The sequence below is a fragment of the Roseovarius aestuariivivens genome (genome assembly GCF_004761875.1).
GTDB classification, from domain to species: Bacteria; Pseudomonadota; Alphaproteobacteria; order Rhodobacterales; family Rhodobacteraceae; genus Roseovarius; species Roseovarius aestuariivivens.
Map to the genome: position 1 here is coordinate 135,899 of NZ_SJEY01000001.1, position 22,485 is coordinate 158,383.

Consider the following 22,485-nt stretch of genomic DNA (forward strand, 5'->3'; position numbering starts at 1 on the left):
AACAGGGGGGAATTTCGAAATGACCAATCCGTATTCCGGCGGCTGCGCGCACGTCAAGGTGACGGCGACGGCAGAGCCGATCGACAATCACGAATGCCATTGCAACGTGTGCAAGTCCGTCACAGGGCAGCACACCACCCATGTCGCCTTCTTCAACTGGGGCGATCTCAAGGCCGAGGGCGGCGAGATGAACCGCCAGCCCTTCAACGCCGACAATCCCGACGGCCCTCTGGAGCTTTGTACCTGCGCCGAGTGCGGCGCCGCGCTGATGCTGGACGACAAGGAAAAGCGCATCCGCGTCGCCGTGCCCAACGTGATGGGCTATGACGATGCGGCCTTCCCGGACGCCACCTATCACGCGTTCTGGGACGAGAGCAAAGGCTACGCCAAGCCCGATGACGGCCGCCCTGTCTACGAGGGTCTGCGCCCCGATTTCAGCTGGCCCGCCTCGGCGGCCTGAACGCCCCGTCTTTCTGACTGATCGCCCCTTGCCCGGCCGGCACCGCAGGGCAGGGGGCCTTGCGACGCGGCCACCCCGGTCAGCCATAGCCGGCACGCCATTCCATGCGCCTGCCGCCCGTGAAGGCGCGCCTTTAGCCGCCCCTTGAAAGGCGCGCGCATCCCGTCTATACGCCCGCAGGTGGTCTTTCGGGACCATGGAATCACATATCGGCATGCCGTGGTTGGCCCCACCGCTTCGGGGGTCACATCCGGCTTCAGGAGAAGCGAACATGAAACTGCATGAACTGCGCGACAACGAAGGCGCAACCAAACGCAAAAAACGCGTCGGCCGTGGCCCGGGCTCGGGCATGGGCAAGACCGCCGGCCGCGGCATCAAGGGCCAGAAATCCCGTTCGGGTGTGGCCATCGCAGGCTATGAAGGCGGCCAGATGCCGCTCTATCAGCGCCTGCCCAAGCGCGGCTTCAACAAGCCCAACCGCAAGAAATTCGCCGTGGTCAACCTCGGCCTGATCCAGAAATTCGTCGATGGCGGCAAGCTTGACGCGGGCCAGACCATCACCGAGGACGCGCTCGTGGCCTCGGGCCTTGTGCGCCGCAAGCTCGACGGCATCCGCGTGCTGGCCAAAGGCGACGTGTCCGCCAAGCTCACGCTCGAGGTGACCGGCGCGTCGAAATCCGCGGTCGAGGCCGTGGAAAAGGCGGGCGGCTCTGTGACGACCGCCTCCGCACCGGCGTCCGACCAGACGGCTGAATAAGAGGTTGTGAGCGGGCGTCTCGCCCCTTACATAACTTCCTAGTTTTTCCAAAAACGCCGCCTGGCCGGAAAACGGCTCTGGCGGCGTTTGCCATAACAAAGCAAAAAGAGACCGCGCATGGTATCCGCAGCAGAACAGATGGCCGCCAACACAAGCTGGTCGGCCTTCGGCAAAGCCACCGAGCTTCGCAAGCGCATCGTCTTCACCATCGCCATCCTGATCGTCTACCGGCTGGGCACCTTCCTGCCCGTGCCGGGCATCGACGGCGCGGAACTGCGCGAATTCATGGCTGGCGCGCAAAGCTCCATCGGGGGGATGCTCTCGATGTTCACCGGCGGCGCGCTGGGGCGGATGGGTATCTTTGCCTTGGGCATCATGCCCTACATTTCGGCCTCGATCATCGTGCAGCTGATGACGGCCATGGTGCCGGCGCTCGAACAGCTCAAGAAAGAGGGCGAGCAGGGCCGCAAGAAGATCAACCAGTACACCCGCTACGGCACGGTGTTCCTGGCCACGTTGCAATCCTATGGCCTCGCGGCCTCGCTGCAATCGGGGGGCCTTGCCTCCGATCCGGGCTTCTATTTCATCGCCAGCTGCATGATCACGCTGGTGGGCGGCACCATGTTCCTGATGTGGCTGGGTGAGCAGATCACCGCGCGCGGCGTGGGCAACGGCATCTCGCTCATCATTTTCGTGGGCATTATTGCCGAGGTGCCGGCGGCGCTGGCGCAGTTCTTCAGCCAAGGCCGCTCGGGCGCGATCTCTCCGGCGGTGATCATCGGCGTGATGATCATGGTCGTGGCGGTCATCGCCTTCGTGGTGTTCATGGAACGCTCCTTGCGCAAGATCCACATCCAGTATCCCCGCCGCCAGGTCGGGATGAAGGTCTATGACGGCGGCAATTCGCACCTGCCGGTCAAGGTCAACCCGGCCGGCGTGATCCCGGCGATCTTCGCGTCCTCGCTGCTGCTTCTGCCTGCGACCGTAGCCACCTTTTCGGGCAACCAGACCTCGCCGTGGCTGTCGACCATCCTCGCCTATTTCGGCCCCGGACAGCCCGCCTATCTGGTGTTCTTCACGGCGATGATCGTGTTCTTCACGTATTTCTATACGTATAACGTGTCCTTCAAACCCGATGACGTGGCCGACAATCTCAAGAACCAGAACGGCTTCGTACCCGGCATCCGCCCGGGCAAGAAGACGGCTGAGTACCTTGAATACGTGGTCAGCCGCATCCTTGTGCTGGGCTCGGGCTATCTCGCGCTCGTCTGCCTGCTGCCCGAGGTCCTGCGAAGCCAGTTCGCCATCCCGTTCTATTTCGGCGGCACCTCGGTCCTGATTGTGGTGTCGGTCACCATGGACACCATCCAGCAGGTCCAGAGCCATCTTCTGGCGCATCAATACGAGGGCCTGATCGAGAAATCACAGCTCAGCGGCAAGGGTCGCAAACGCTCACGCAGGAAGGGGGCCGCGCGCCGATGAACATCATTCTCCTCGGACCGCCGGGCGCCGGCAAAGGCACTCAGGCACAGATCCTCGTCGAGGCCCGCGGCATGACCCAGCTTTCCACCGGCGACATGCTGCGCGAGGCCAAGGACAGCGGTACGGAAATGGGACAGATCGTGGCCGACGTGATGGCGCGCGGCGATCTCGTGACCGACGATATCGTGATCGGGCTGATCCGCGAAAAGCTCGCCAGCGACAGCGGCGCGGGCTTCATCTTCGACGGATTTCCCCGCACACTTGCGCAGGCCGATGCGCTGGCCGATCTCCTGTCCGACGTGGGTCAGACGCTCGATGCCGTGATCGAAATGCGCGTCGACGACGAGGCGCTGGTCAAGCGCATCACCGCGCGCTCGACCTGCGGCGGCTGCGGCGCGGTCTATAACGACATCACCAAGCCCTGGCCCGAAGACGGCAAATGCGCCAATTGCGGCTCGACCGAGGTCAAGCGCCGCTCGGACGACAACGAGGACAGCCTCAAGCAGCGGCTGATGGAATACTACAAGAAGACCTCGCCGCTCATCGGCTACTATCACGCCAAGGGCACGCTCAAATCCATCGACGGGCTGGGCGAGATCGACGAGGTCAAAGCGCGCATCACCGGGGCCCTGGACGGGTAAGGCGGACGCGCCCGCCATGCGCCTTCGCCCTCAGCAGGAATTCGACGTCCGCTCGCCGTTGCTGGATTTCCTGCTGACCGCCGAAACGCGCCCCGGCATGTATTACGGCGCTTACGAGCTCGGGGCCGTGCACAAAACCCTGCATGGCTGGATGATGCACCGCGCCGTCACGGGCGACGACGACCCCTTCGCCGAGCTGTTCGCCGACTTCCACGCCTTCGTCTCGCAGCGGCTCGGGGATGACCGCAGCTGTGGCTGGGCCGCGATGATCGCCGCCGCCACGCCTTCCGACCGTGACGCCTTCGCGCTGTTCATGACGCTCGTCCGAGAGCTCGCCGCCACGCGCTTTGCCCCGCCTTCCACGCCGTGAGGGTCGGGTATTGCGGCCCCGGTCACTCGCCAAAGGTGGCAGCGCCGAAGACCTTGTTGATCTTCTCCGCCGCCGTCTTCGTCCTGGGGCGGCGCAACACGATGGGCGTCTTTTCGCGTGCCGGCGACGCTGTCCGGACCGGTAAACCAAATCGGCCGGGAAATATCTTGACACAGGGTTGACGCTCCGCCCGTTTCCTCCTAACCAGCACCATCTCAACTGAGACCATGATTCCCGTTGCGGGTCGCGCCCGCCAGTGAATCTGACCACCTGAATTCAGCTGCGGCCCGATGCATCACGCTCGGGCCTACGTTGTGAAAAAAGGTTCTGGAGCTACGGAACCGCAACGAAAAGGATATATGATTTGGCACGTATCGCCGGCGTAAACATCCCGACCCACAAACGGGTCCCGATCGCCCTCACCTACATCACCGGTATCGGTCACTCCTCGGCCCGCTCGATCTGCGAGGCGGTCAACATCGACCCGGCCCGCCGCGTCAACGAACTGTCGGATACCGAAGTCGTGGCCATGCGCGAGCATATCGACGCCAACTACACCGTCGAAGGCGATCTGCGCCGCGAGGTGCAGATGAACATCAAGCGTCTGATGGATCTCGGCTGCTACCGCGGCCTGCGCCACCGTCGCAACCTGCCCGTTCGCGGCCAGCGCACGCATACCAACGCGCGCACCCGCAAAGGCCCGGCGAAACCCATCGCCGGCAAGAAGAAATAAGGGAGGGCTGAGACAATGGCACGAGATACCCGTCGCACCAAGCGCAAGGTTTCCAAGAACATCGCCACAGGCGTGGCGCATGTGAACTCATCCTTCAACAACACCAAGATCCTGATCTCGGACGTGCAGGGCAACGCAATCGCGTGGTCGTCGGCCGGCACGATGGGCTTCAAGGGCTCGCGTAAATCGACGCCCTACGCCGCACAGATGGCCGCCGAGGATGCGGGCCGCAAGGCGCAGGAACACGGCATGAAGACCCTTGAGGTCGAAGTGCAGGGCCCCGGGTCCGGTCGTGAATCCGCGCTGCGCGCCCTCGCCGCCGTGGGCTTCAACATCACGTCCATTCGCGACGTGACCCCGATTGCCCATAACGGCTGCCGCCCGCCGAAGCGCCGCCGGGTCTGATCGACAGTATTTTCCGGGTGGGGCCGCGTGAATTTTCACGGCCCCATTCCGTCATTTTGAAACCTCGGGCGTTCCCGGCCTTTGGACATGGGGCTGAGAACAGGAATGGAGGGATCGCATGATCCATAAGAATTGGGCTGAACTCATCAAGCCGACCCAGCTTGACATCAAGCCGGGCAATGACCCGCTGCGTCAGGCCACCGTCGTGGCCGAACCGCTCGAGCGCGGTTTCGGCCTTACCATGGGCAACGCGCTGCGCCGCGTGCTTCTGTCGTCGCTGCAGGGCGCGGCCATCACCTCGGTGCAGATCGACAACGTGCTGCACGAGTTTTCCTCGGTCGCCGGTGTCCGCGAGGACGTGACCGACATCGTCCTGAACCTCAAGGGCGTCGCCATCCGCATGGAAGTCGAAGGACCCAAGCGCCTGTCGATCTCGGCAAAGGGGCCGGGCGTCGTCACCGCCGGCGACATCACCGACAGCGCCGGCATCGAGATCCTGAACAAGGACCACGTGATCTGCCACCTCGACGAGGGCGCGGATCTCTTCATGGAACTGACCGTCAACACCGGCAAGGGCTACGTTGCCGCCGACAAGAACAAGCCCGAAGACGCGCCCATCGGCCTCATCGCCATCGACGCGATCTACTCGCCGGTCGTGAAGGTCAGCTACGACGTGCAGCCCACCCGCGAGGGCCAGGTGCTCGACTATGACAAGCTGACCATGAAGCTCACGACCGACGGCTCGCTGACGCCCGAGGACGCCGTGGCCTACGCCGCGCGCATCCTGCAGGACCAGCTGTCGATCTTCGTCAACTTCGACGAGCCGGAGTCGGCCACCCGCCAGGACGACGACGACGGTCTGGAGTTCAACCCGCTGCTCCTCAAGAAGGTGGACGAACTGGAACTGTCGGTGCGCTCGGCGAACTGCCTGAAGAACGACAACATCGTCTATATCGGCGACCTCATCCAGAAGACCGAAGCCGAGATGCTCCGCACGCCGAACTTCGGCCGCAAGTCGCTCAACGAGATCAAGGAAGTGCTCTCGGGCATGGGTCTGCATCTCGGCATGGATGTCGAGGACTGGCCGCCGGACAATATCGAGGACCTCGCCAAGAAGTTCGAAGACCAGTTCTGAGGGCGCGCTGAAGCACGCCCTACGGCTTGACCGGTCGGGCGTGCCTCGCTAAGGCCGCTTCGAACTTTGTACAAAATGCACAATGGCCCTCGGAAATTTGGGCCATTTTGTACAAAACGGGCATCCCGCCCCAAGGAGAGCCGGTGACACGCATCGCCGGCCGGACAAAGCAAAACCGCCCCTCGACGGGCTTTAGGAGACAAGAAAATGCGTCACGCAAAAGGCTACCGCCGCCTGAACCGTACCCACGAGCACCGCAAGGCGCTCTGGGCGAACATGGCCGGCTCGCTCATCGAACATGAGCAGATCAAAACCACCCTGCCCAAGGCTAAGGAACTGAAAAGAGTGGTGGAAAAGCTTGTCACCCTCGGCAAGCGCGGCGATCTGCACGCCCGCCGTCAGGCCGCCAGCCAGCTCAAGCAGGACAAGTATGTCGAGAAGCTCTTCGACGTGCTCGGACCTCGCTACGCCGAGCGTCAGGGCGGCTATGTCCGTGTTCTGAAAGCAGGATTCCGCTACGGTGACATGGCGCCCATGGCCATCATCGAATTCGTGGACCGCGATCTGGATGCCAAGGGTGCCGGCGACAAGGCCCGCGAGGCCGCTGCCGAGATCGAGGCAGAAGAAGACTAAAGATTTGAAATCCTTGTGATTTCCAGAAGCCCTCGCCGGATCGGCGGGGGCTTTCTCTTGCAAACGGGCGGCACTTTTTCCATATCTCTGGTACCCGCAACCAGGTGCCTTTCGTGAAGATCCTTGCTTATCTCCTTGTTTGTCTTCTGGTTTCTCCCGCACTGGCCGAAATGCGCGTGCCGCAAAGCCAGGCAGAGGTGACGATTGGCTTCGTGCCGGTGGTCGACACCGCAGCACCCGCCGTGGTCAACATCTACGCCCGGCGCGTGGTCAACACCCGGTTAAGCCCGTTCCGTAACGACCCGTTTTTCCAAGATCTTTTCCGCGATTTCGGCTCTCCGCGCCAACGAGTGCAGAACTCTTTGGGCTCCGGCGTGATCCTCAGCGAGGACGGTATCGTGGTGTCCAATTATCACGTGGTGGGCGAGGCGACGGATATCCGCGTGGTGCTGAACGACCGTCGCGAATTTTCCGCCAAGGTCTTGTTATCGGACGAGGAATCCGATCTTGCCATTCTCCGGCTAGACGGCGCCTCGGACTTGTCCGCGCTGCAGTTGCGCGACAGCGACAGCGTGCAGGTCGGGGAACTTGTGCTAGCCATCGGCAACCCTTTCGGCGTGGGCCAGACGGTGACCAGCGGGATCGTGTCGGGTCTTGCGCGGTCGGGCACCGCTACGGGCAACGCGCGCGGTTACTTCATTCAGACAGACGCGCCGATCAACCCGGGAAACTCCGGGGGCGCTTTGGTTGATGTGAACGGCCATCTCATTGGAATTAATACTCAAATTCTGAGCCGATCCGGAGGGTCGAACGGCATCGGCTTCGCCATTCCCTCTGACCTGGTGGCGCAATTCGTGGCGCAGGCACAGGCAGGAGAAACCGAATTTCAGCGCCCCTGGGCCGGCGTGACGGGTCAGCCGGTGACCGCCGACATGGCCGAGGGGCTCGGCCTGCCGCGTCCCGGTGGCGTCATTCTGTCCGAACTACACCCGCAAAGCGGCTTTGCCGAGGCCGGTCTCGCCCCGGGCGACGTGATCACGGCGGTGGACGGGGCGCCGGTCAACACCCCGGCGGAAATGATCTATCGGATGTCAGTGACAGGGATCGGGACGTTGGCCCCATTCACGCTCTTTCGCAACGGCTCGTCGGATGTCATTGAAATCACTTTGAAACCCGCGCCGGAAAACCCCGCGCGCGCAACGCGTGTCACCACAGGTTCCAGCGTGATCCCGGGGTTGCGGCTGTCCACCGTCAATCCTGCCGTGATCGCCGAACTGAACCTTCCGCTGACGACCGAGGGCGTCGTGGTCGAAGATCCGGGGCGTTTCGGCCGACGTGCCGGGTTGCGCACAGGCGATGTGCTGTTGCGGATTAACGGGGTTCCGGTGCAGGATAGTCCATCCGCCGAGGCGCTGTTGGTCACGAACGGGCCGTGGTTGATCCTCGACATTCAGCGTGGCACGCAACGCAGCACCCTGCGATACAGGCTCTGATCATGGCCGATCTCTTCGACACTGCCGGCGCGCAGGCCGCTCCGGATACCGCGCCGCGGCCCTTGGCGGATCGTCTGCGTCCGCGCCGCTTGTCCGAGGTTATCGGGCAAGATCAAGTGCTTGGCCCCGACGCGCCGCTTGGCGTGATGCTGTCGTCGGGCAGCCTGTCCTCGCTGGTGTTCTGGGGGCCGCCCGGTGTGGGAAAGACCACGATCGCCCGGCTGCTGGCGGATGAGACCGATCTGTATTTCGTCCAGATCAGCGCGATCTTCACCGGCGTGCCGGAATTGCGCAAGGTTTTCGAGCAGGCCAAGCACCGTCGCGCGAACGGGCAGGGAACGCTGCTTTTCGTCGATGAAATCCACCGCTTCAACAAGGCGCAGCAGGACGGGTTTCTGCCGCACATGGAAGATGGCACGATCCTTCTGGTGGGTGCGACGACTGAAAACCCGTCTTTCGAGCTCAACGCAGCCCTGCTCAGCCGTGCGCAAGTCTTTGTTTTGCAAAGGTTGGGCCTGGCTGATCTCGAACGCCTCGCACAACGGGCCGAACGCGAACTCGGCAAGGGTCTGCCGCTAACCGGCGAGGCGCGCGAGGCGTTGCTGGAAATGGCGGATGGCGACGGGCGTGCGCTTCTGAATCTCGTGGAGCAGGTGGCCGCGTGGAAGACCGAAGGAAAGCTGGACAAGGATGCGCTGAACAAGCGCCTGATGCGGCGGGCGGCGAAATACGACAAGTCCGGTGATGAGCATTACAATCTGATCTCGGCTCTGCATAAATCCGTGCGCGGCTCTGACCCGGACGCGGCGCTTTACTGGCTGGCAAGGATGCTGACCGGCGGAGAGGACCCGCGCTATCTCGCGCGGCGTATCACCCGCATGGCAATCGAGGATATCGGTATGGCCGATCCCCAGGCGCAGACCGTGTGCCTGCACGCTTGGGAGATCTACGAGCGGCTTGGCAGCCCGGAGGGAGAACTGGCCCTTGGGCAGGCGGTGACCTATCTCGCGCTCGCTCCGAAATCGAACGCCGGGTACTCGGCCTTCAAGGCCGCGCTGCGAGAGGCAAAGAAAACCGGAAGCGAACCACCCCCGAAGCACATTCTGAATGCACCGACGGCGCTGATGAAGGATCAGGGCTACGGCGACGGCTACGCTTATGACCACGACGCCGAAGACGGTTTTTCGGGCCAGAATTACTTTCCGGAAGGTGTCAAGCGCCCGGTGCTCTACACCCCGGTCGAGCGCGGATTTGAGCGTGAATTGAAAAAGCGGCTGGACTACTTTTCGAAATTGCGCGCCCGGCGAGAGACCTGAACGGCGCGGTCCGGGCATGTCGTTTTCCGACACGACCGCGCGGTCGGGCAGGCCAGTCCATTCCGAAATACGCGCGAAACCTGTTGTTTGCGTCGTCACAATACTCTTTTAAAACGGAAAATTATTTGACGCTCTGGGGCAGAAGAGGCTGGATACCTCGGATATTTCGTGTTTTGCTTTGAACATGTCGCAATTGGACCTGTCCGCAGGGAAGATGGGGATGAAAGTTTTAGGGGAACCGGCGAGAGACCGGCTTTCTAGCGACAAAAAAACTTCACAGGGAGACAACATGACAAACGCAAAAGATCAGGTTCTTCTGGATCGTCTTGCCGAGGCGGCGCGCAGCGGCTCGATTTCGCGACGGTCCTTTATGAACACCGCGATGGCCGCGGGGATCACCTCGACGGCGGCAACCGGTCTTTGGACCTCCTCGGCCAAGGCCGAACCTTCGCGCGGGGGCACCTTCCGCCTTGGCGCGCATGACGGCAACACGTCGGACACGCACGATCCCGGCACCTACGTGACCTTCTCGATGATCCAGGTGGCGCATACCTATCGCGCCTACCTGACCCTGATCGAGCCCGATGGCTCGCTCGGCCCGGATGTCGCCTCGGAATGGAGCGCTACACCCGATGCGAAGGAATGGACCTTCGTGATTAACGACAAGGCCACGTTCCACTCGGGCAAGAAAGTGACGGCCAATGATGTGATCGCGTCGATGAACCATCACCGCGGCGACGAAACGACCTCGGCGGCGAAGGCGCTTCTGTCGGATGTCGAGGATATCACCGACAACGGCGATGGGTCGGTCACCTTCGTGCTGGGAGCCGGCAACGCCGACTTGCCGTGGCTGATGACCGACTATCACCTGCCCATCGTGCCCGCGAATGAGGACGGTACCGCGAACTGGCAATCCGGCGATGGCTGCGGCCCCTACAAGCTCGACAATGCCGAGTTCGGTGTGCGCTACAGCTTCAGCCGTCATGACGACTGGCACCTTGACGGTGCCTATTTCGACGCGGTGGAGATCATCGTTCTCAACGACCCGAACGCACGTCAGACGGCGCTCGTCACCGGCGACGTCGACGCGGTCACGCAGATCGAACTCAAGACGCTGGCCCTTCTGCAGCGCGACCCGAACATCGCCATCGACAACGTGCCGTCGGCCGCGGCTATCACCATGCCGATGCTCTGCGATGTCGATCCGTTCACCAACGTGGACGTTCGCAATGCGCTGAAGCTGTCGGTGAACCGTCAGGAACTGATCGACAAGATCGCGTTTGGCGCGGCCACGATCGGCAACGACTTCCACCATTCGCCGGCCATGCCTTATTGGCCTGAGGACATCCCGCAGCGCGAGTATGATCCGGATGAAGCCAAGTCGCTTCTGAAGAAAGCCGGGATGGAAGACCTGACCGTCAATATCAGTGTGGCGGACTCGGTCTTCTCGGGTGCTGTCGACATGTGCGTGCTTTATGCCGAACATGCCAAGGCCGCGGGCATCACAATCAACGTCAGCCGCGAACCGAACGACGGTTACTATTCCGACGTGTGGCTGAAAAAGCCGTGGTGCGCGGTGCAGTGGGGCGCGCGCCCGACGCCGGACGTGATGTACTCGCTGGCCTACAAGGACGATGCGGCGTGGAACGAAAGCCACTGGCAGAACGAGCGTTTCAACGTGCTTCTGCGTCAGGCCAAGGCTGAGCTCGACAACGATAAGCGCGCGGAGATGTATGCCGAGATGGCGATGCTGGCGCGCAATGACGGCGGCACGGTCATCCCGTTCTTCCCGAACTTCGTTTATGCCCGCCGCACGAATGTGCAGCACGGCGAAAACCTTGCGGCGAGCTGGCAAATGGACGGCGCGCGCGCCTGCAGCCGCTGGTGGTTCGAAGCCTGATACGACACAAGTCCCGGCGCCTCGTGCGCCGGGACATCACGGATTTGCGCCGGTGTCGGAAAGCATGGGGGCAAGGCCGCTAGGGGGCTCCGTCGGGCTGGCCGTTCTCATCCCGCACGGACAAGAAAAATAAACCTGTTATGCCATCCTGCGCCGCGCGTCGCGGCCTGAACGGACAGGCACAAACAGCAGGAGGGACTTATGGGTGATATCATAAAGCTTGTCGGCAAGCGCCTAGGATTGGGCCTGCTGATCTTGCTGATCATTTCCATCATCATCTTTTTCATGGTCGAGCTTCTGCCGGGCGACATTGCTCAGGCGGTTCTGGGACAAGGCGCGACCGCGGAGAACCTCAAGGCGCTCCGGACGAAGATGGGTTTGGATGATCCGGCCATTGTGCGATACCTAGCTTGGCTTGCCGACGCGGTAACGTTCGATTTCGGACGCTCGATTGTGACGGACGAAAAGGTGACGACGATCATCGGCGAGCGTTTTGCGAATACGCTCTTCCTCGCGGCCTACGCGGCGGTCATCGCGGTGCCCGTGTCGATTATTCTTGGCGTCGTCGTCGCGCTTCTGCGGAATTCGGTCTTCGACAAGGTGGCCAACGTGGTGACCCTGTCTTTCATCTCGTCTCCGGAATTTTTCCTCGGCTATATCCTGATCCTCTACTTCTCGGTCAAATGGGGCATATTTCCCTCGATTGCGAGCCTGAGTGACAGCATGAGTTTCTGGGAACTGCTGAACCGCACCTTCCTGCCGGCGCTGACGCTGGTTCTGGTGGTCATGGCGCACATGATGCGGATGACACGTGCGGCGATTATCAACCTGTTGGCCTCGCCCTATATCGAGATGGCCAAGCTCAAGGGCGCGCCGCCCTGGAAGGTGATCGTGAAACACGCGCTGCCCAATGCATGGGCGCCGATCATCAACGTTATCGCGCTAAACCTTGCCTATCTCATCACCGGTGTGGTGCTGGTCGAGGTGGTCTTCGTTTACCCGGGTATCGGGCAGGCGCTCGTCGATGCGGTGAGTAAACGTGACTTCCCCGTGGTGCAGGCCTGCTGCCTTATCTTCGCGGCGACCTTCATCCTTCTCAACCTTGCAGCCGATGTTGGTGCGATCCTGACCAACCCGCGTCTGCGGCATCCGAAATAAGGGGGCGTCATCATGAGCTTTTTCGTAGTCGGATATTACGCCCTGCTGCTGGTGACCTCGTGCCTGGCAGCGTACTTTAACCAGCGCCAAGCTTTCCTGGTGCTCTTCAGCCTGACGCTCGTGTCCTTTGTTCTCGGCATCGTCGGAGGTGTGCCGGCACTGCGCGCGGTGGCGACCTGTGCCGGGCTCCTGCTCTTTGCCGGCATGATCGCGTATGCGTTCCGCGAATTCCTGATCTATCTGTCGTCCGACGATATGGGCAAGGAACTCAGGACCGCGCCGCTGACCGCAGCCTTCGGCATGTTCGTTATCTTCACCTACGCGATCATGGGAATCTTCGCGCCTTGGATTGCGCCGCATGGCGAGGCCGAGGTGATATCCTCGGCATTCGCACCGGCTGATGAGAACATGCTGCTTGGGGCTGACCAGCTTGGACGCGACATGTTCAGCCGGATCGTTTTCGGCGCAAGAAACACCGTGGCGCTGGCGCTTGTTGGGACAACCCTCGCCTTCATTCTCGGTGCTATGGCAGGCCTGCTGGCCGCGACCAAAGGCGGGTTCTTTGACGGGGTCATGGGGCGCACGGCGGACGTGATCATGTCGATCCCCTCGCTGATCTTCGCGCTGCTGATGCTGTCGATCTTCGGCGGCTCGCTGGCCGCACCCTCGACGAGCTTCTGGCTCTTGACCGGATTCTTCTGTGTCGTGGGGCTGCTGTTCCTCGCCGCAGCGGCGGAGGGGGCCATGGGCTGGCTCATCGGCGCGGCCATTGCGGTGGGCGTTGCCGTGGGCCTCGCGCTCTTTGGTACGTCGATCTTCAACGCCTCCGAGGTCATCCTGATCCTCGTTGTCGCCATCATCTATTCGCCGCGGGTCTATCGCCTTACGCGGGCGGTGGCGGGCAACGTGGTCGTGATGGACTATATCGAGGCGGCCAAGCTGCGGGGCGAGGGCAACTGGTACCTCATCCGCCGCGAGATCCTGCCGAACTCCACCGCGCCGCTCATCGCGGAATTCGGTCTGGAATTCTGCTTCGTGTTCCTGCTCATCGCCGGTCTCAGCTTCCTGGGTCTCGGCATTCAGCCGCCCACGGCTGACTGGGGATCGATGGTGCGGGAAAACGCGACGCTCATCTCATTCGGTGACATCACCCCGCTCATTCCTGCGGGGGCGATCGCTCTCTTGACCGTTGCGGTCAATTTCGTGGTCGACTGGATGCTGCACCGGTCCTCGGGTCTGAAGGAGTAATCACAATGAAGTTCAAGGAAAGCGATGTCCTTCTGAAAATCCGCGATCTAAAGATCCAGGGTTATTCCGATGAAACTTGGGTCGACATCATCAAGGGTGTCGACCTCACGCTCCACCGGGGCGAGGTGATGGGCCTGATCGGCGAGTCCGGTGCGGGCAAATCCACCATCGGCGCGGCCGCAATGGGCTATGCTCGCGATGGAACGCGTATCGTCGAGGGCTCTTCGATCGAGTTCGACGGGATGGAACTGACCAACGCCTCGGAAGCGGACAAGCGGGCGCTGCGCGGATCGCGCATCGCCTACGTGGCGCAATCAGCGGCGGCGTCCTTCAACCCGGCGCATAAGCTGATTGACCAACATACCGAAGCGCCTGTTCAGTACCGCATCAAGAAGCGGCTGGAAGCGCAGGAAGACGCGATCGAACTCTATGAGCGCCTGCGTCTGCCCAATCCGCAAGAGATCGGTTTCCGCTATCCGCACCAAGTGTCTGGCGGTCAGCTTCAGCGGGCGATGACAGCGATGGCCATGTCCTGCCGGCCCGACATGATCATCTTTGACGAGCCGACCACCGCGCTTGACGTGACCACCCAGATCGAGGTGCTGGCCGCGATCCGCGATATCGTGGATCAGTTCAACACCGCCGCGATCTATATCACGCACGACCTCGCGGTCGTGGCGCAGATGGCCGACACGATCAAGGTGCTGCTCAAGGGCGAAGAGGTCGAAGAGGCCCCGACGGATCAGATGTTGAGCAACCCCAAGGAGGACTACACCAAGAGCCTCTGGGCGGTGCGTAGCTTTACCGTCGAGCAAAAAGCGCGCCCCAAGGACAGCGTGCCGCTCATCTCGATCAAAAATGTCGATGCGTCCTATTCCAACGGCCCCAAGATCCTCGATGACGTGTCCTTCGACATCTACGAGGGGATGACCGTGGCCGTGGTGGGCGAATCCGGGTCGGGCAAATCGACCACGGCGCGGGTGATCACTGGGCTCTTGCCGCCATCCAAGGGGGAGGTGCTCTTCAAGGGAGAGCCGTTCCCGCCAAGCTACAAGGACCGCACCAAGGACCAATTGCGGCAGTGCCAGATGATCTATCAGATGGCTGACACCGCCCTCAATCCGAAGGTGCAGATCTCGGAGATCATCGGGCGACCGGCGCAGTTCTATTCCGGTCTGAAGGGCACCGCGCTCAAGAACCGGGTGGATGAACTACTCGATCTGATCGAGCTGGAGCCGGCGAAATACTACAACCGTTTTCCGCCTGAGCTTTCGGGCGGCCAGAAGCAGCGCATTGGTATTGCCCGCGCACTCGCGGCAGAGCCTAGCTTCATCGTCTGCGACGAGGTCACCTCGGCCCTCGATCAGCTGGTGGCGGAAGGCATTCTGCGGCTGCTCGATCGTCTGCAGAAGGAGCTGAACCTGGCATATATGTTTATCACGCATGACCTTGCCACGGTGCGGTCCATCGCCGATGAGGTCGTGGTGATGCAGAACGGACAGGTGGTGGAGCAGGGACCGAAGGACGACATGTTCACGCCGCCGCACCATCCCTACACCGACCTCTTGCTCAGCTCGGTGCCGGAGATGGATCCGAACTGGCTGACCACGCTGCTTGAAGAGCGGGGCATTGATAATATCGGCGATGCGGCCATGGCCAATATCGACCCCGACGACGAAAAGGTCGAGGGCACGCAAGTCTGACCAAGTTTTGCATTGGTTCTGAAACAACGAACGGCGGTCCGAAAGGACCGCCGTTCGCGTGGGTCACATTGTGTCGGCTTAGCTGGTGATCGCCATACCGGTCAGGATCATCGTCGCAACGATGACGCCGTAAACGATGACGACGGATTGCCAGGTGGCGCTGTGCATGCGCAATTCTTTGATCAGCTGGTCACGGGTCATGGCGGGCCCCTTTAACTTCAAACGCGGGTTTTACTGGCGGTTATGAGTTGAAAACAGGTGTCTCGGTCGTCCTTCAGGCGATGATCGACATCGCCGAAAGAACGAGTGTTGCCACGATGGCACCGTAAACAACCGCTACGGACTGCCAGGTGGCACTGTGCATGCGAAGTTCGCGGTTCAATTCGTCGCGGGTCATCTTGGCCTCCTGTTCCTGAGGGTTTGCGGTTGTCGACGCGAAGTGCGTCTACGATCCGCACATAACCAAAAAAACCCATTTCGCAATCCATTTTTCTCGAAAAATGCATGCAATTTGTGCATGCCCGTTCTGGCGTACAGTCATGTCTGGTAAGCGTCAAAAAATATATTTAAAAACAGTATCTTAAGTCATATTCTCCCGTTTGGTAAACGGTGTTTATGCTGCACCCTGTAGCGGCATTACCACAAGTTCTCCCTCTTGCCGGGCTTTCATGGCGAGTGCGGCGGCATGCGCGCCCGCAGCTGTCGTGTAATACGGGATCTTGTCGTAGAGCGCGACCGAACGGATCTCGCGACTGTCCTCGACGGCCTGTGCGCCTTCGGTCGTGTTCATGACAAGGGAAATCTGGCCGTCCTTTAGCATGTCGACCACGTCGGGACGGCCTTCATAGACCTTGTTGACCACCTCGCAGGCGATACCGTGCCCTTCCAGGAAAGCCGCCGTGCCGCGTGTGGCGACGATGGCGAAACCCAGATCGACAAGAATCTGCGCCGTTTCGACCAGTTGTGCGGTCTTGTCATCGTCCTTGATCGAGAAAAATACCTTGCCGCCTTCGGGAAACATCGTGCCCGCGCCCATTTGCGCCTTGAGGAAGGCACGCGGGAAACTGACATCCCAGCCCATCACCTCGCCAGTGGAGCGCATCTCCGGCCCCAAGATCGTGTCGACACCGGGGAAACGGGCGAAGGGCATGACCGCCTCTTTCACCGAGAACCATGGCATCTTCGGGTCGGCCAACGTCAACTGGTCCGCCATGGGCAAAGTGCCGGGGCGCGCGTTTTCCGGGTAGGGGCCACGATGGGGGAATGCGTCCATCGTTTCTCCTGCCATAAGCCGAGCCGCGATTGATGCGATGGCACTGTCGGTGGCCTTGGCCACGAAAGGCACGGTCCGCGAGGCGCGCGGGTTTACCTCGATGAGGTATATTTCCCCGTCCTTCACCGCGAACTGCACGTTCATCAGGCCCACGACGTTCAGCGCGACAGCAAGTGCCTCGGTCTGGCGTTCGATCTCTTCGATGATGTCGGGGGGCAGGGAATAGGGCGGCAGAGAACAGGCACTGTCCCCTGAATGCACACCGGCCTCTTCGATGTGTTGCAGGATGCCGGCCACATGAACCGTTTTGCCGTCGCTCAGCGCGTCCACGTCGCACTCGATGGCCCCTGACAGGTAACCATCCAGCAGAACCGGGCTGTCGCCTGATACGACCACCGCTTCATTGATGTAACGTTCCAGATGCGCCATGTCGCGCACGATTTCCATCGCGCGTCCGCCCAGAACGTACGAGGGGCGGATCACCAGCGGGAAGCCTATGGAGTCGGCGATGGCCAGCGCTTGGGCGTCGGTGCTGGCAATCCCGTTCTGCGGTTGTTTCAGGCCGAGCTGGTTCACAAGGGCCTGAAACCGCTCGCGGTCTTCTGCAAGGTCAATGGCATCCGGTGACGTTCCAAGGATCGGAATACCTTCCGCTTCAAGCGCACGGGCGAGTTTCAACGGGGTCTGCCCGCCGAATTGTACGATCACGCCGTGCAATGTGCCGGCATCCTGCTCGACGCGCAGGATCTCCATGACATGCTCGAAGGTCAGCGGCTCGAAATAGAGGCGGTCAGACGTGTCATAGTCGGTCGACACGGTCTCTGGGTTGCAATTGACCATGATAGTCTCATAGCCCGCGTCGGTCAGCGCGAAACAGGCGTGACAACAGCAATAGTCGAACTCGATCCCCTGGCCGATCCGATTGGGTCCACCGCCCAGGATAACGACCTTTTTGCGTTCAGAAGGGCGCGCCTCGCACTCTACGTCGCCCATCATCGGGGCTTCGTAGGTAGAATACATATAGGGTGTCTGCGCCTCGAACTCGGCGGCGCAGGTGTCGATCCGCTTGAATACGGCGGTGACGCCGGCGGCCTGTCGCGCGCGCCGCACGTCGGCCTCGGTGAAGCCTGTGAGCTTGGCCAGCCGCGCATCGGTGAAGCCCATCATTTTGAGTTTGCGCAGACCCTGTTCGTCCGTGGGCAGACCCTCCTGCCGGACAACCTCCTCGGCCTCGACGATCTCGCGGATCCGAGCCAGGAACCAGGGGTCGTATTTGGTGGCGAGGAAAATCTCGTCGTCGCTCAACCCGTCACGCATCGCCTGTGCGATGACGCGGATGCGGTCGGGTGTCTGTTGGCTTAGCGCCTTGACGATTGCAGCTTTGTCGGGGCTGCCTTCGATCTCGATTTCGTCAAAGCCGGAAAGGCCGGTTTCCATCGATGCCAAAGCCTTCTGCAGCGACTCGTGGATCGTGCGCCCGATGGCCATGGCCTCACCCACCGATTTCATCGCTGTGGTCAGATGCGGCTCAGAGCCCGGGAATTTCTCGAAGGCAAAACGCGGGATCTTGGTCACGACATAGTCAATGGTCGGCTCGAAGGATGCGGGCGTAACCTTGGTAATATCGTTGTCCAACTCGTCGAGCGTATACCCCACGGCAAGCTTCGCCGCGATCTTGGCGATGGGAAAGCCCGTGGCCTTCGACGCCAGAGCCGAGGAGCGCGATACGCGCGGGTTCATCTCGATCACCACCATGCGGCCGTCTTCGGGGTTGATCGCCCATTGCACGTTCGAGCCACCTGTTTCGACTCCGATCTCGCGCAGCACGGCGATAGAGCCGTTGCGCATGATCTGGTATTCCTTGTCGGTGAGTGTGAGCGCTGGCGCCACGGTGATGCTGTCGCCGGTATGCACGCCCATCGGGTCGACGTTTTCGATGGAACAGACGATGATGGCGTTGTCCGCGCGGTCACGCACGACCTCCATCTCGAATTCCTTCCAGCCCAGAAGCGACTCGTCGATCAGGATCTGGCTGACGGGCGAGGCATCGAGGCCCGATTTGCAATAGTGTTCGTAATCCGTCCGATTATAGGCAACGCCGCCGCCCGTGCCGCCTAGAGTGTAGGCAGGGCGGATGATCGCCGGCAGCCCGACATGCTCAAGCGCCGCCATGCATTCTTCCATGTTGTTGGCAATGGTGGCCTTGGGGTTTTCAATCCCCAGCCGGTCCATCGCCTCGCGGAACAGCTTACGGTCCTCTGCCATCTCAATGGCCTCTCGATTGGCGCCGATGAGCTCGACACCAAATTTCTCAAGAACGCCCATGTCGGCCACCGCGAGCGCGGTATTCAGCCCGGTTTGCCCGCCCATCGTGGGCAAAAGCGCATCGGGGCGTTCTTTCTCGATGATCCGCGCCACGACATCTGGGGTGATCGGTTCGATATAGGTGGCGTCGGCCAGCTCGGGATCTGTCATGATCGTTGCGGGATTTGAGTTGACCAGAATGACCCGGTACCCTTCTTCGCGCAGTGCCTTGCATGCCTGCGCGCCGGAGTAGTCGAATTCGCAGGCCTGCCCGATGATGATGGGGCCGGCACCGATGATCATGATAGACTGAATATCGGTTCTTTTTGGCATCTCGTCCCCCGGGGCAGCGCAAATTGATGGCGGTTATATCCATCGCGCGCGCATCTGCAAGGGGCATCGGAAAAAGCGCATGATGCGGCGCATTTGCAGGTGGCAAGCGGCATGTGCCACTTTAAATAGCGGTCGAACGGAGAAGGGGCGCAAATCTTGGAGATTCGGTTCGATCACGGTCCTGACGGCGTGGCGGCGGCCTTCGAAGCGCCGGAGCGTCTGATCACGGCCTTCGACATGACCGAGGTCGAACCGGCGCTTGTCGCGCTGGACACCGCGCGCGCGGCTGGGGCGTGGCTGGCGGGTTTTGCCAGCTACGAGCTTGGCTACGCGCTTGAACCCAAGCTTGCGTCCTTGATGCCCGTCCGTCGCCGCGTGCCTCTTTTGCAGTTCGGCGTGTACGAGGCGCCGGGCCGTGTTCCGGCTTTGCCCGATACATCCGCCGTGCTGGACAACTTTTCTGCGATTTGGGACGAGGCGCGCTATGTCGAGTCGTTTCAGACAGTGCACGATCACATCGCCGCCGGAGATATATATCAGGCGAACCTGACCTTTCCCGCGCGAATGTCGACCACCGCCCCGCCAGAAGCGCTTTACGCAGCGTTGGCGCGGCTTCAGCCGGTTCGCTTTGGCGCCTTCATTCGCGCCCAGGGACTGCCCGCGATCCTGTCGCGCTCGCCCGAGCTTTTTTTCAGTACCGACGGCGCCGGCCGGATAGAGACGCGCCCAATGAAAGGCACCCAACCGCGCAGTGACGACCCGGTCGAGGACGCGCGGCGGCGCGATTTCCTGCGCGAGGATGAAAAGAACCGTGCGGAAAATTTGATGATCGTGGATCTTTTGCGCAATGATATCAGCCGGATCTGTCGGCCTGGCAGCGTGAAGGTCCCCGATCTTTTCCGTGTCGAGACTTACACCACCCTTCACCAAATGATTTCCCGCATTACCGGGCAGATGGAACCGGGAACCAAGCTTTCGGACATCTTCCGCGCGCTTTTTCCATGCGGATCGATCACTGGCGCACCCAAGGTTCGAGCCATGGAGGTCATTGCCGAACAGGAGGCCGGGGCGCGCGACATCTACTGTGGCACGATCGGCTGGGCCGCGCCGGACGGTCGCTCGGAATTCAATGTGGCCATCCGCACGCTTCTCGCGGATCGCGGACAAATCACGCTCAACATGGGCGGGGGCGTCGTTTACGACAGCACCGGTCCCTCGGAATACGAGGAAGCGCTTTGGAAGGCCCGCTTCGCCCGCCAGCTCAGCCCGGCTTTCGTCTGATCGAGACAATGCTATGGACGCCCGACACCGGCGTGCACCGGCGCAAGCGCCATATGGAGCGCCTGCAGCGAAGCGCGCGACGGCTCGGGATCGCTCCGGTCGGCGTTGACGCAGTACTAAAGGAGTTGCGTGGTGACGGCCCGTTGCGCGTCCGGCTGACCGTTGACGCGAAAGGCTCGGCAGATGTGACGACGGCTCCGTTCCAACCGTTGGCCCCGGGCTCGGTCTGGCGCATTGCGATGTCCGAGGCGCGACTTTCGTCGGAAGACCCTTGGCTTTCGGTAAAATCCACCATGCGAGCTCTTTATGACGAGACCCGCGCCAATCTTCCCACACATGTGGACGAGATGGTTTTTCTGAACCAAGACGGCGCGCTCTGTGAAGGGACCATCACCAATATCTTTGTCGCGCGAGACGACATTTTACTGACCCCGTCCCTGGAGTGCGGAGCTCTTCCCGGCATTCTTCGCGAAGAATTGATCGAGAACGGCCGGGCGCGTGAGGCGCGTCTCGATGCCGGGGATTTGGCGCGCGCCGAGATGTTTTTTGTCGGCAACGCACTACGAGGCCTTATCCCGGCGCGGATGGTGTGACCGCTATTCCGCTGCGTGACGCAAGTCTTCCAGTGCGCCGTGCCGGTAGAGATAATCACGCGTTAGCGGCACGCTGGTTTGTTTTGGCGCAAGCTGGAACTGGAAAACCACCTGTTTGTTGAAGCGGAACGTCTGTTCGCAGGCGACCAGGTAATAACGCCACATCCGGCAGAACCGGTCGTCATAGAGCGTGCGGGCGATGTCGATATTGCCCATGAAGCGATTGTACCAGTGCCGCAGCGTGTCGGCGTAATGCAGCCGCCAGACCTCGATATCGGTGGTGAAGATATCCTGGTCCTCAATGGCGCGCAGCGCTTCGGACATCGAAGGGACATAGCCCCCGGGGAAGATATATTTCGCGATCCACGGGCTTGTCGTGGCGGGCACGTCGCACCGTCCGATCGTATGGATCAGTGCGATCCCCTCGTCTTTGAGCCGCTCGCGCACCGTGCGGAAATACTCGCGATAGTGTGGCACGCCCACGTGCTCGAACATGCCGACGGACACGACACGGTCGAAGGTGCCTGTCACATCACGGTAATCCATCAGCTCGAACCGTGCGCGGTCGGAGAGCCCGGCTTTGTCGGCCCTAGCGCAGGCGACGGCGTGCTGTTCCTCTGACAGGGTCACACCAAGTACCTCAGCGCCGTAATCGCGCGCCAGCGTGAGGGCCATTCCGCCCCAACCGCATCCGATATCGAGCACGCGCATGCCCGGTTCGATCAGAAGCTTGCCGGCGATGTGATGTTTCTTGGCCTCCTGCGCCTCTTCAAGGGTCATATCGGGCCGCGTGAAATAGGCGCAGGAGTACTGGCGGTCAGCGTCGAGAAACAGATCGTAAAGCTCTCCCGAAAGGTCGTAGTGGTGCGCCACGTTCTCCTTCGACCGATGTGCCGGGTTGAATTGCTGCAGCGTGCGTCCCAGATGCCGCAGCAGGACCAGCGGGCGGCGGAACCAGGGCTGTCCCTGCCGCCCGATATTGTGAATGGCCAGCCCGAGAAAGCCATGCAAGTCGTCGTTCTCGATCGTCAAACGCTGGTCGACATAGGCCTCACCGACGGCAAGATCAGGAGAGAGCAGGATCTTGCGCGGCAAAGCCGGATCATGCAGCGTCATCGCCGCGCTTGGCCCTTTGCCGTCTCCGTAAGTCTTCGTCGTGCCATCGGGAAAGGTCAGGGTCAGCGTGCCCTGACGGAAAAGATGCGTCAGAAAAGCATCAAGGACTTTGGTCCACATGTTTTCACCTCCGTCGTGCCGCGCCTGTCCG

The 22,485-nt window shown here is 61.4% G+C and carries 21 protein-coding genes; 17 read left to right on the plus strand and 4 right to left on the minus strand.

Annotated features, from left to right (window positions below):
* Nucleotides 1-19: 19 nt before the first annotated feature.
* The 15 genes from EZV60_RS00695 to EZV60_RS00765 all read left to right on the plus strand — a co-directional run bounded on the left by EZV60_RS00695 (nt 20) and on the right by EZV60_RS00765 (nt 15,434).
* Nucleotides 20-460, plus strand: a complete 441-nt coding sequence (locus EZV60_RS00695; protein ID WP_135501129.1) for a GFA family protein — start codon at nt 20-22, stop codon at nt 458-460.
* 271 nt (nt 461-731) lie between these two features.
* The gene (rplO, locus tag EZV60_RS00700) at nt 732-1,217 is read left to right on the plus strand and encodes a 50S ribosomal protein L15 (protein WP_135501131.1); all 486 of its coding nucleotides are present in this window, start codon (nt 732-734) and stop codon (nt 1,215-1,217) included.
* Nucleotides 1,218-1,334: 117 nt separating this feature from the next.
* Nucleotides 1,335-2,699 (plus strand): preprotein translocase subunit SecY, encoded by a 1,365-nt coding sequence (gene secY / locus EZV60_RS00705; protein WP_135501133.1) that lies wholly within the window; start codon nt 1,335-1,337, stop codon nt 2,697-2,699.
* Nucleotides 2,696-3,340 (plus strand): adenylate kinase, encoded by a 645-nt coding sequence (locus tag EZV60_RS00710; RefSeq protein WP_135501135.1) that lies wholly within the window; start codon nt 2,696-2,698, stop codon nt 3,338-3,340. Before secY ends, EZV60_RS00710 begins: the two co-directional genes overlap by 4 nt.
* A gap of 16 nt (nt 3,341-3,356) precedes the next feature.
* Nucleotides 3,357-3,710 (plus strand): hypothetical protein, encoded by a 354-nt coding sequence (locus EZV60_RS00715; protein WP_135501137.1) that lies wholly within the window; start codon nt 3,357-3,359, stop codon nt 3,708-3,710.
* A 364-nt stretch (nt 3,711-4,074) separates the two neighbouring features.
* Nucleotides 4,075-4,443 (plus strand): 30S ribosomal protein S13, encoded by a 369-nt coding sequence (gene rpsM, locus EZV60_RS00720; protein WP_135501139.1) that lies wholly within the window; start codon nt 4,075-4,077, stop codon nt 4,441-4,443.
* Nucleotides 4,444-4,458: 15 nt separating this feature from the next.
* Complete coding sequence (gene rpsK, locus EZV60_RS00725; protein ID WP_135501141.1) at nt 4,459-4,848, plus strand: 30S ribosomal protein S11; 390 nt, start codon at nt 4,459-4,461, stop codon at nt 4,846-4,848.
* Between the two features lie 118 nt (nt 4,849-4,966).
* Nucleotides 4,967-5,983: a DNA-directed RNA polymerase subunit alpha gene (locus EZV60_RS00730; RefSeq protein ID WP_135501143.1), complete on the plus strand. Its 1,017-nt coding sequence runs from the start codon at nt 4,967-4,969 to the stop codon at nt 5,981-5,983.
* Between the two features lie 207 nt (nt 5,984-6,190).
* Entirely contained in the window at nt 6,191-6,616 is a 426-nt protein-coding gene (gene rplQ, locus EZV60_RS00735) for a 50S ribosomal protein L17 (RefSeq protein ID WP_135501145.1), read from the plus strand.
* A gap of 119 nt (nt 6,617-6,735) precedes the next feature.
* Nucleotides 6,736-8,109, plus strand: coding sequence for a trypsin-like peptidase domain-containing protein (locus tag EZV60_RS00740; protein WP_425353551.1), 1,374 nt, complete (start codon nt 6,736-6,738; stop codon nt 8,107-8,109).
* A gap of 2 nt (nt 8,110-8,111) precedes the next feature.
* Entirely contained in the window at nt 8,112-9,425 is a 1,314-nt protein-coding gene (locus EZV60_RS00745) for a replication-associated recombination protein A (RefSeq protein WP_135501147.1), read from the plus strand.
* Nucleotides 9,426-9,714: 289 nt separating this feature from the next.
* Nucleotides 9,715-11,325 carry an ABC transporter substrate-binding protein gene (locus EZV60_RS00750; RefSeq protein WP_135501149.1) on the plus strand — a complete coding sequence of 537 codons (1,611 nt, stop codon included), beginning with the start codon at nt 9,715-9,717 and terminating at the stop codon, nt 11,323-11,325.
* A 201-nt stretch (nt 11,326-11,526) separates the two neighbouring features.
* A complete protein-coding gene (locus tag EZV60_RS00755; RefSeq protein ID WP_135501151.1) occupies nt 11,527-12,483 on the plus strand; it encodes an ABC transporter permease in 957 nt (318 codons plus the stop codon).
* A 12-nt stretch (nt 12,484-12,495) separates the two neighbouring features.
* Nucleotides 12,496-13,731 carry an ABC transporter permease gene (locus EZV60_RS00760; RefSeq protein ID WP_135501153.1) on the plus strand — a complete coding sequence of 412 codons (1,236 nt, stop codon included), beginning with the start codon at nt 12,496-12,498 and terminating at the stop codon, nt 13,729-13,731.
* A gap of 5 nt (nt 13,732-13,736) precedes the next feature.
* On the plus strand, nt 13,737-15,434 hold the full coding sequence (locus EZV60_RS00765) for an ABC transporter ATP-binding protein (protein ID WP_135501155.1): 1,698 nt from the start codon (nt 13,737-13,739) through the stop codon (nt 15,432-15,434).
* A 78-nt stretch (nt 15,435-15,512) separates the two neighbouring features.
* Here the strand turns inward: EZV60_RS00765 and EZV60_RS19425 are convergent, their stop codons facing one another.
* The 3 genes from EZV60_RS19425 to carB all read right to left on the minus strand — a co-directional run bounded on the left by EZV60_RS19425 (nt 15,513) and on the right by carB (nt 19,344).
* Complete coding sequence (locus EZV60_RS19425) at nt 15,513-15,635, minus strand: hypothetical protein (RefSeq protein ID WP_280952548.1); 123 nt, start codon at nt 15,633-15,635, stop codon at nt 15,513-15,515.
* A 73-nt stretch (nt 15,636-15,708) separates the two neighbouring features.
* Nucleotides 15,709-15,831 (minus strand): hypothetical protein, encoded by a 123-nt coding sequence (locus tag EZV60_RS19430; RefSeq protein ID WP_280952549.1) that lies wholly within the window; start codon nt 15,829-15,831, stop codon nt 15,709-15,711.
* Between the two features lie 216 nt (nt 15,832-16,047).
* The gene (gene carB / locus EZV60_RS00770; protein WP_135501157.1) at nt 16,048-19,344 is read right to left on the minus strand and encodes a carbamoyl-phosphate synthase large subunit; all 3,297 of its coding nucleotides are present in this window, start codon (nt 19,342-19,344) and stop codon (nt 16,048-16,050) included.
* A 156-nt stretch (nt 19,345-19,500) separates the two neighbouring features.
* Between carB and EZV60_RS00775 the strand changes: the two genes are divergently transcribed.
* The gene (locus EZV60_RS00775) at nt 19,501-20,625 is read left to right on the plus strand and encodes an aminodeoxychorismate synthase component I (protein WP_135501159.1); all 1,125 of its coding nucleotides are present in this window, start codon (nt 19,501-19,503) and stop codon (nt 20,623-20,625) included.
* 8 nt (nt 20,626-20,633) lie between these two features.
* On the plus strand, nt 20,634-21,218 hold the full coding sequence (locus EZV60_RS00780) for an aminotransferase class IV family protein (RefSeq protein ID WP_245306159.1): 585 nt from the start codon (nt 20,634-20,636) through the stop codon (nt 21,216-21,218).
* Nucleotides 21,219-21,221: 3 nt separating this feature from the next.
* Here the strand turns inward: EZV60_RS00780 and EZV60_RS00785 are convergent, their stop codons facing one another.
* The gene (locus tag EZV60_RS00785) at nt 21,222-22,454 is read right to left on the minus strand and encodes an SAM-dependent methyltransferase (protein ID WP_135501163.1); all 1,233 of its coding nucleotides are present in this window, start codon (nt 22,452-22,454) and stop codon (nt 21,222-21,224) included.
* Nucleotides 22,455-22,485 lie beyond the last annotated feature (31 nt).

Excerpts from the sequence above, each read along its gene's own strand:
- EZV60_RS00710 (WP_135501135.1), top strand. The coding sequence starts at position 2,696 with ATGAACATCATTCTCCTCGGACCGCCGGGCGCCGGCAAAGGCACTCAG.
- EZV60_RS00765 (WP_135501155.1), top strand. The coding sequence starts at position 13,737 with ATGAAGTTCAAGGAAAGCGATGTCCTTCTGAAAATCCGCGATCTAAAG.
- EZV60_RS00755 (WP_135501151.1), top strand. The coding sequence starts at position 11,527 with ATGGGTGATATCATAAAGCTTGTCGGCAAGCGCCTAGGATTGGGCCTG.
- secY (WP_135501133.1), top strand. The coding sequence starts at position 1,335 with ATGGTATCCGCAGCAGAACAGATGGCCGCCAACACAAGCTGGTCGGCC.
- carB (WP_135501157.1), bottom strand. The coding sequence starts at position 19,344 with ATGCCAAAAAGAACCGATATTCAGTCTATCATGATCATCGGTGCCGGC.
- EZV60_RS00695 (WP_135501129.1), top strand. The coding sequence starts at position 20 with ATGACCAATCCGTATTCCGGCGGCTGCGCGCACGTCAAGGTGACGGCG.
- EZV60_RS19425 (WP_280952548.1), bottom strand. The coding sequence starts at position 15,635 with ATGACCCGTGACCAGCTGATCAAAGAATTGCGCATGCACAGCGCCACC.
- EZV60_RS00750 (WP_135501149.1), top strand. The coding sequence starts at position 9,715 with ATGACAAACGCAAAAGATCAGGTTCTTCTGGATCGTCTTGCCGAGGCG.
- rplO (WP_135501131.1), top strand. The coding sequence starts at position 732 with ATGAAACTGCATGAACTGCGCGACAACGAAGGCGCAACCAAACGCAAA.
- EZV60_RS00785 (WP_135501163.1), bottom strand. The coding sequence starts at position 22,454 with ATGTGGACCAAAGTCCTTGATGCTTTTCTGACGCATCTTTTCCGTCAG.
- EZV60_RS00745 (WP_135501147.1), top strand. The coding sequence starts at position 8,112 with ATGGCCGATCTCTTCGACACTGCCGGCGCGCAGGCCGCTCCGGATACC.
- EZV60_RS00760 (WP_135501153.1), top strand. The coding sequence starts at position 12,496 with ATGAGCTTTTTCGTAGTCGGATATTACGCCCTGCTGCTGGTGACCTCG.
- rplQ (WP_135501145.1), top strand. The coding sequence starts at position 6,191 with ATGCGTCACGCAAAAGGCTACCGCCGCCTGAACCGTACCCACGAGCAC.
- EZV60_RS00730 (WP_135501143.1), top strand. The coding sequence starts at position 4,967 with ATGATCCATAAGAATTGGGCTGAACTCATCAAGCCGACCCAGCTTGAC.
- EZV60_RS00715 (WP_135501137.1), top strand. The coding sequence starts at position 3,357 with ATGCGCCTTCGCCCTCAGCAGGAATTCGACGTCCGCTCGCCGTTGCTG.
- EZV60_RS19430 (WP_280952549.1), bottom strand. The coding sequence starts at position 15,831 with ATGACCCGCGACGAATTGAACCGCGAACTTCGCATGCACAGTGCCACC.
- EZV60_RS00780 (WP_245306159.1), top strand. The coding sequence starts at position 20,634 with ATGCTATGGACGCCCGACACCGGCGTGCACCGGCGCAAGCGCCATATG.
- rpsK (WP_135501141.1), top strand. The coding sequence starts at position 4,459 with ATGGCACGAGATACCCGTCGCACCAAGCGCAAGGTTTCCAAGAACATC.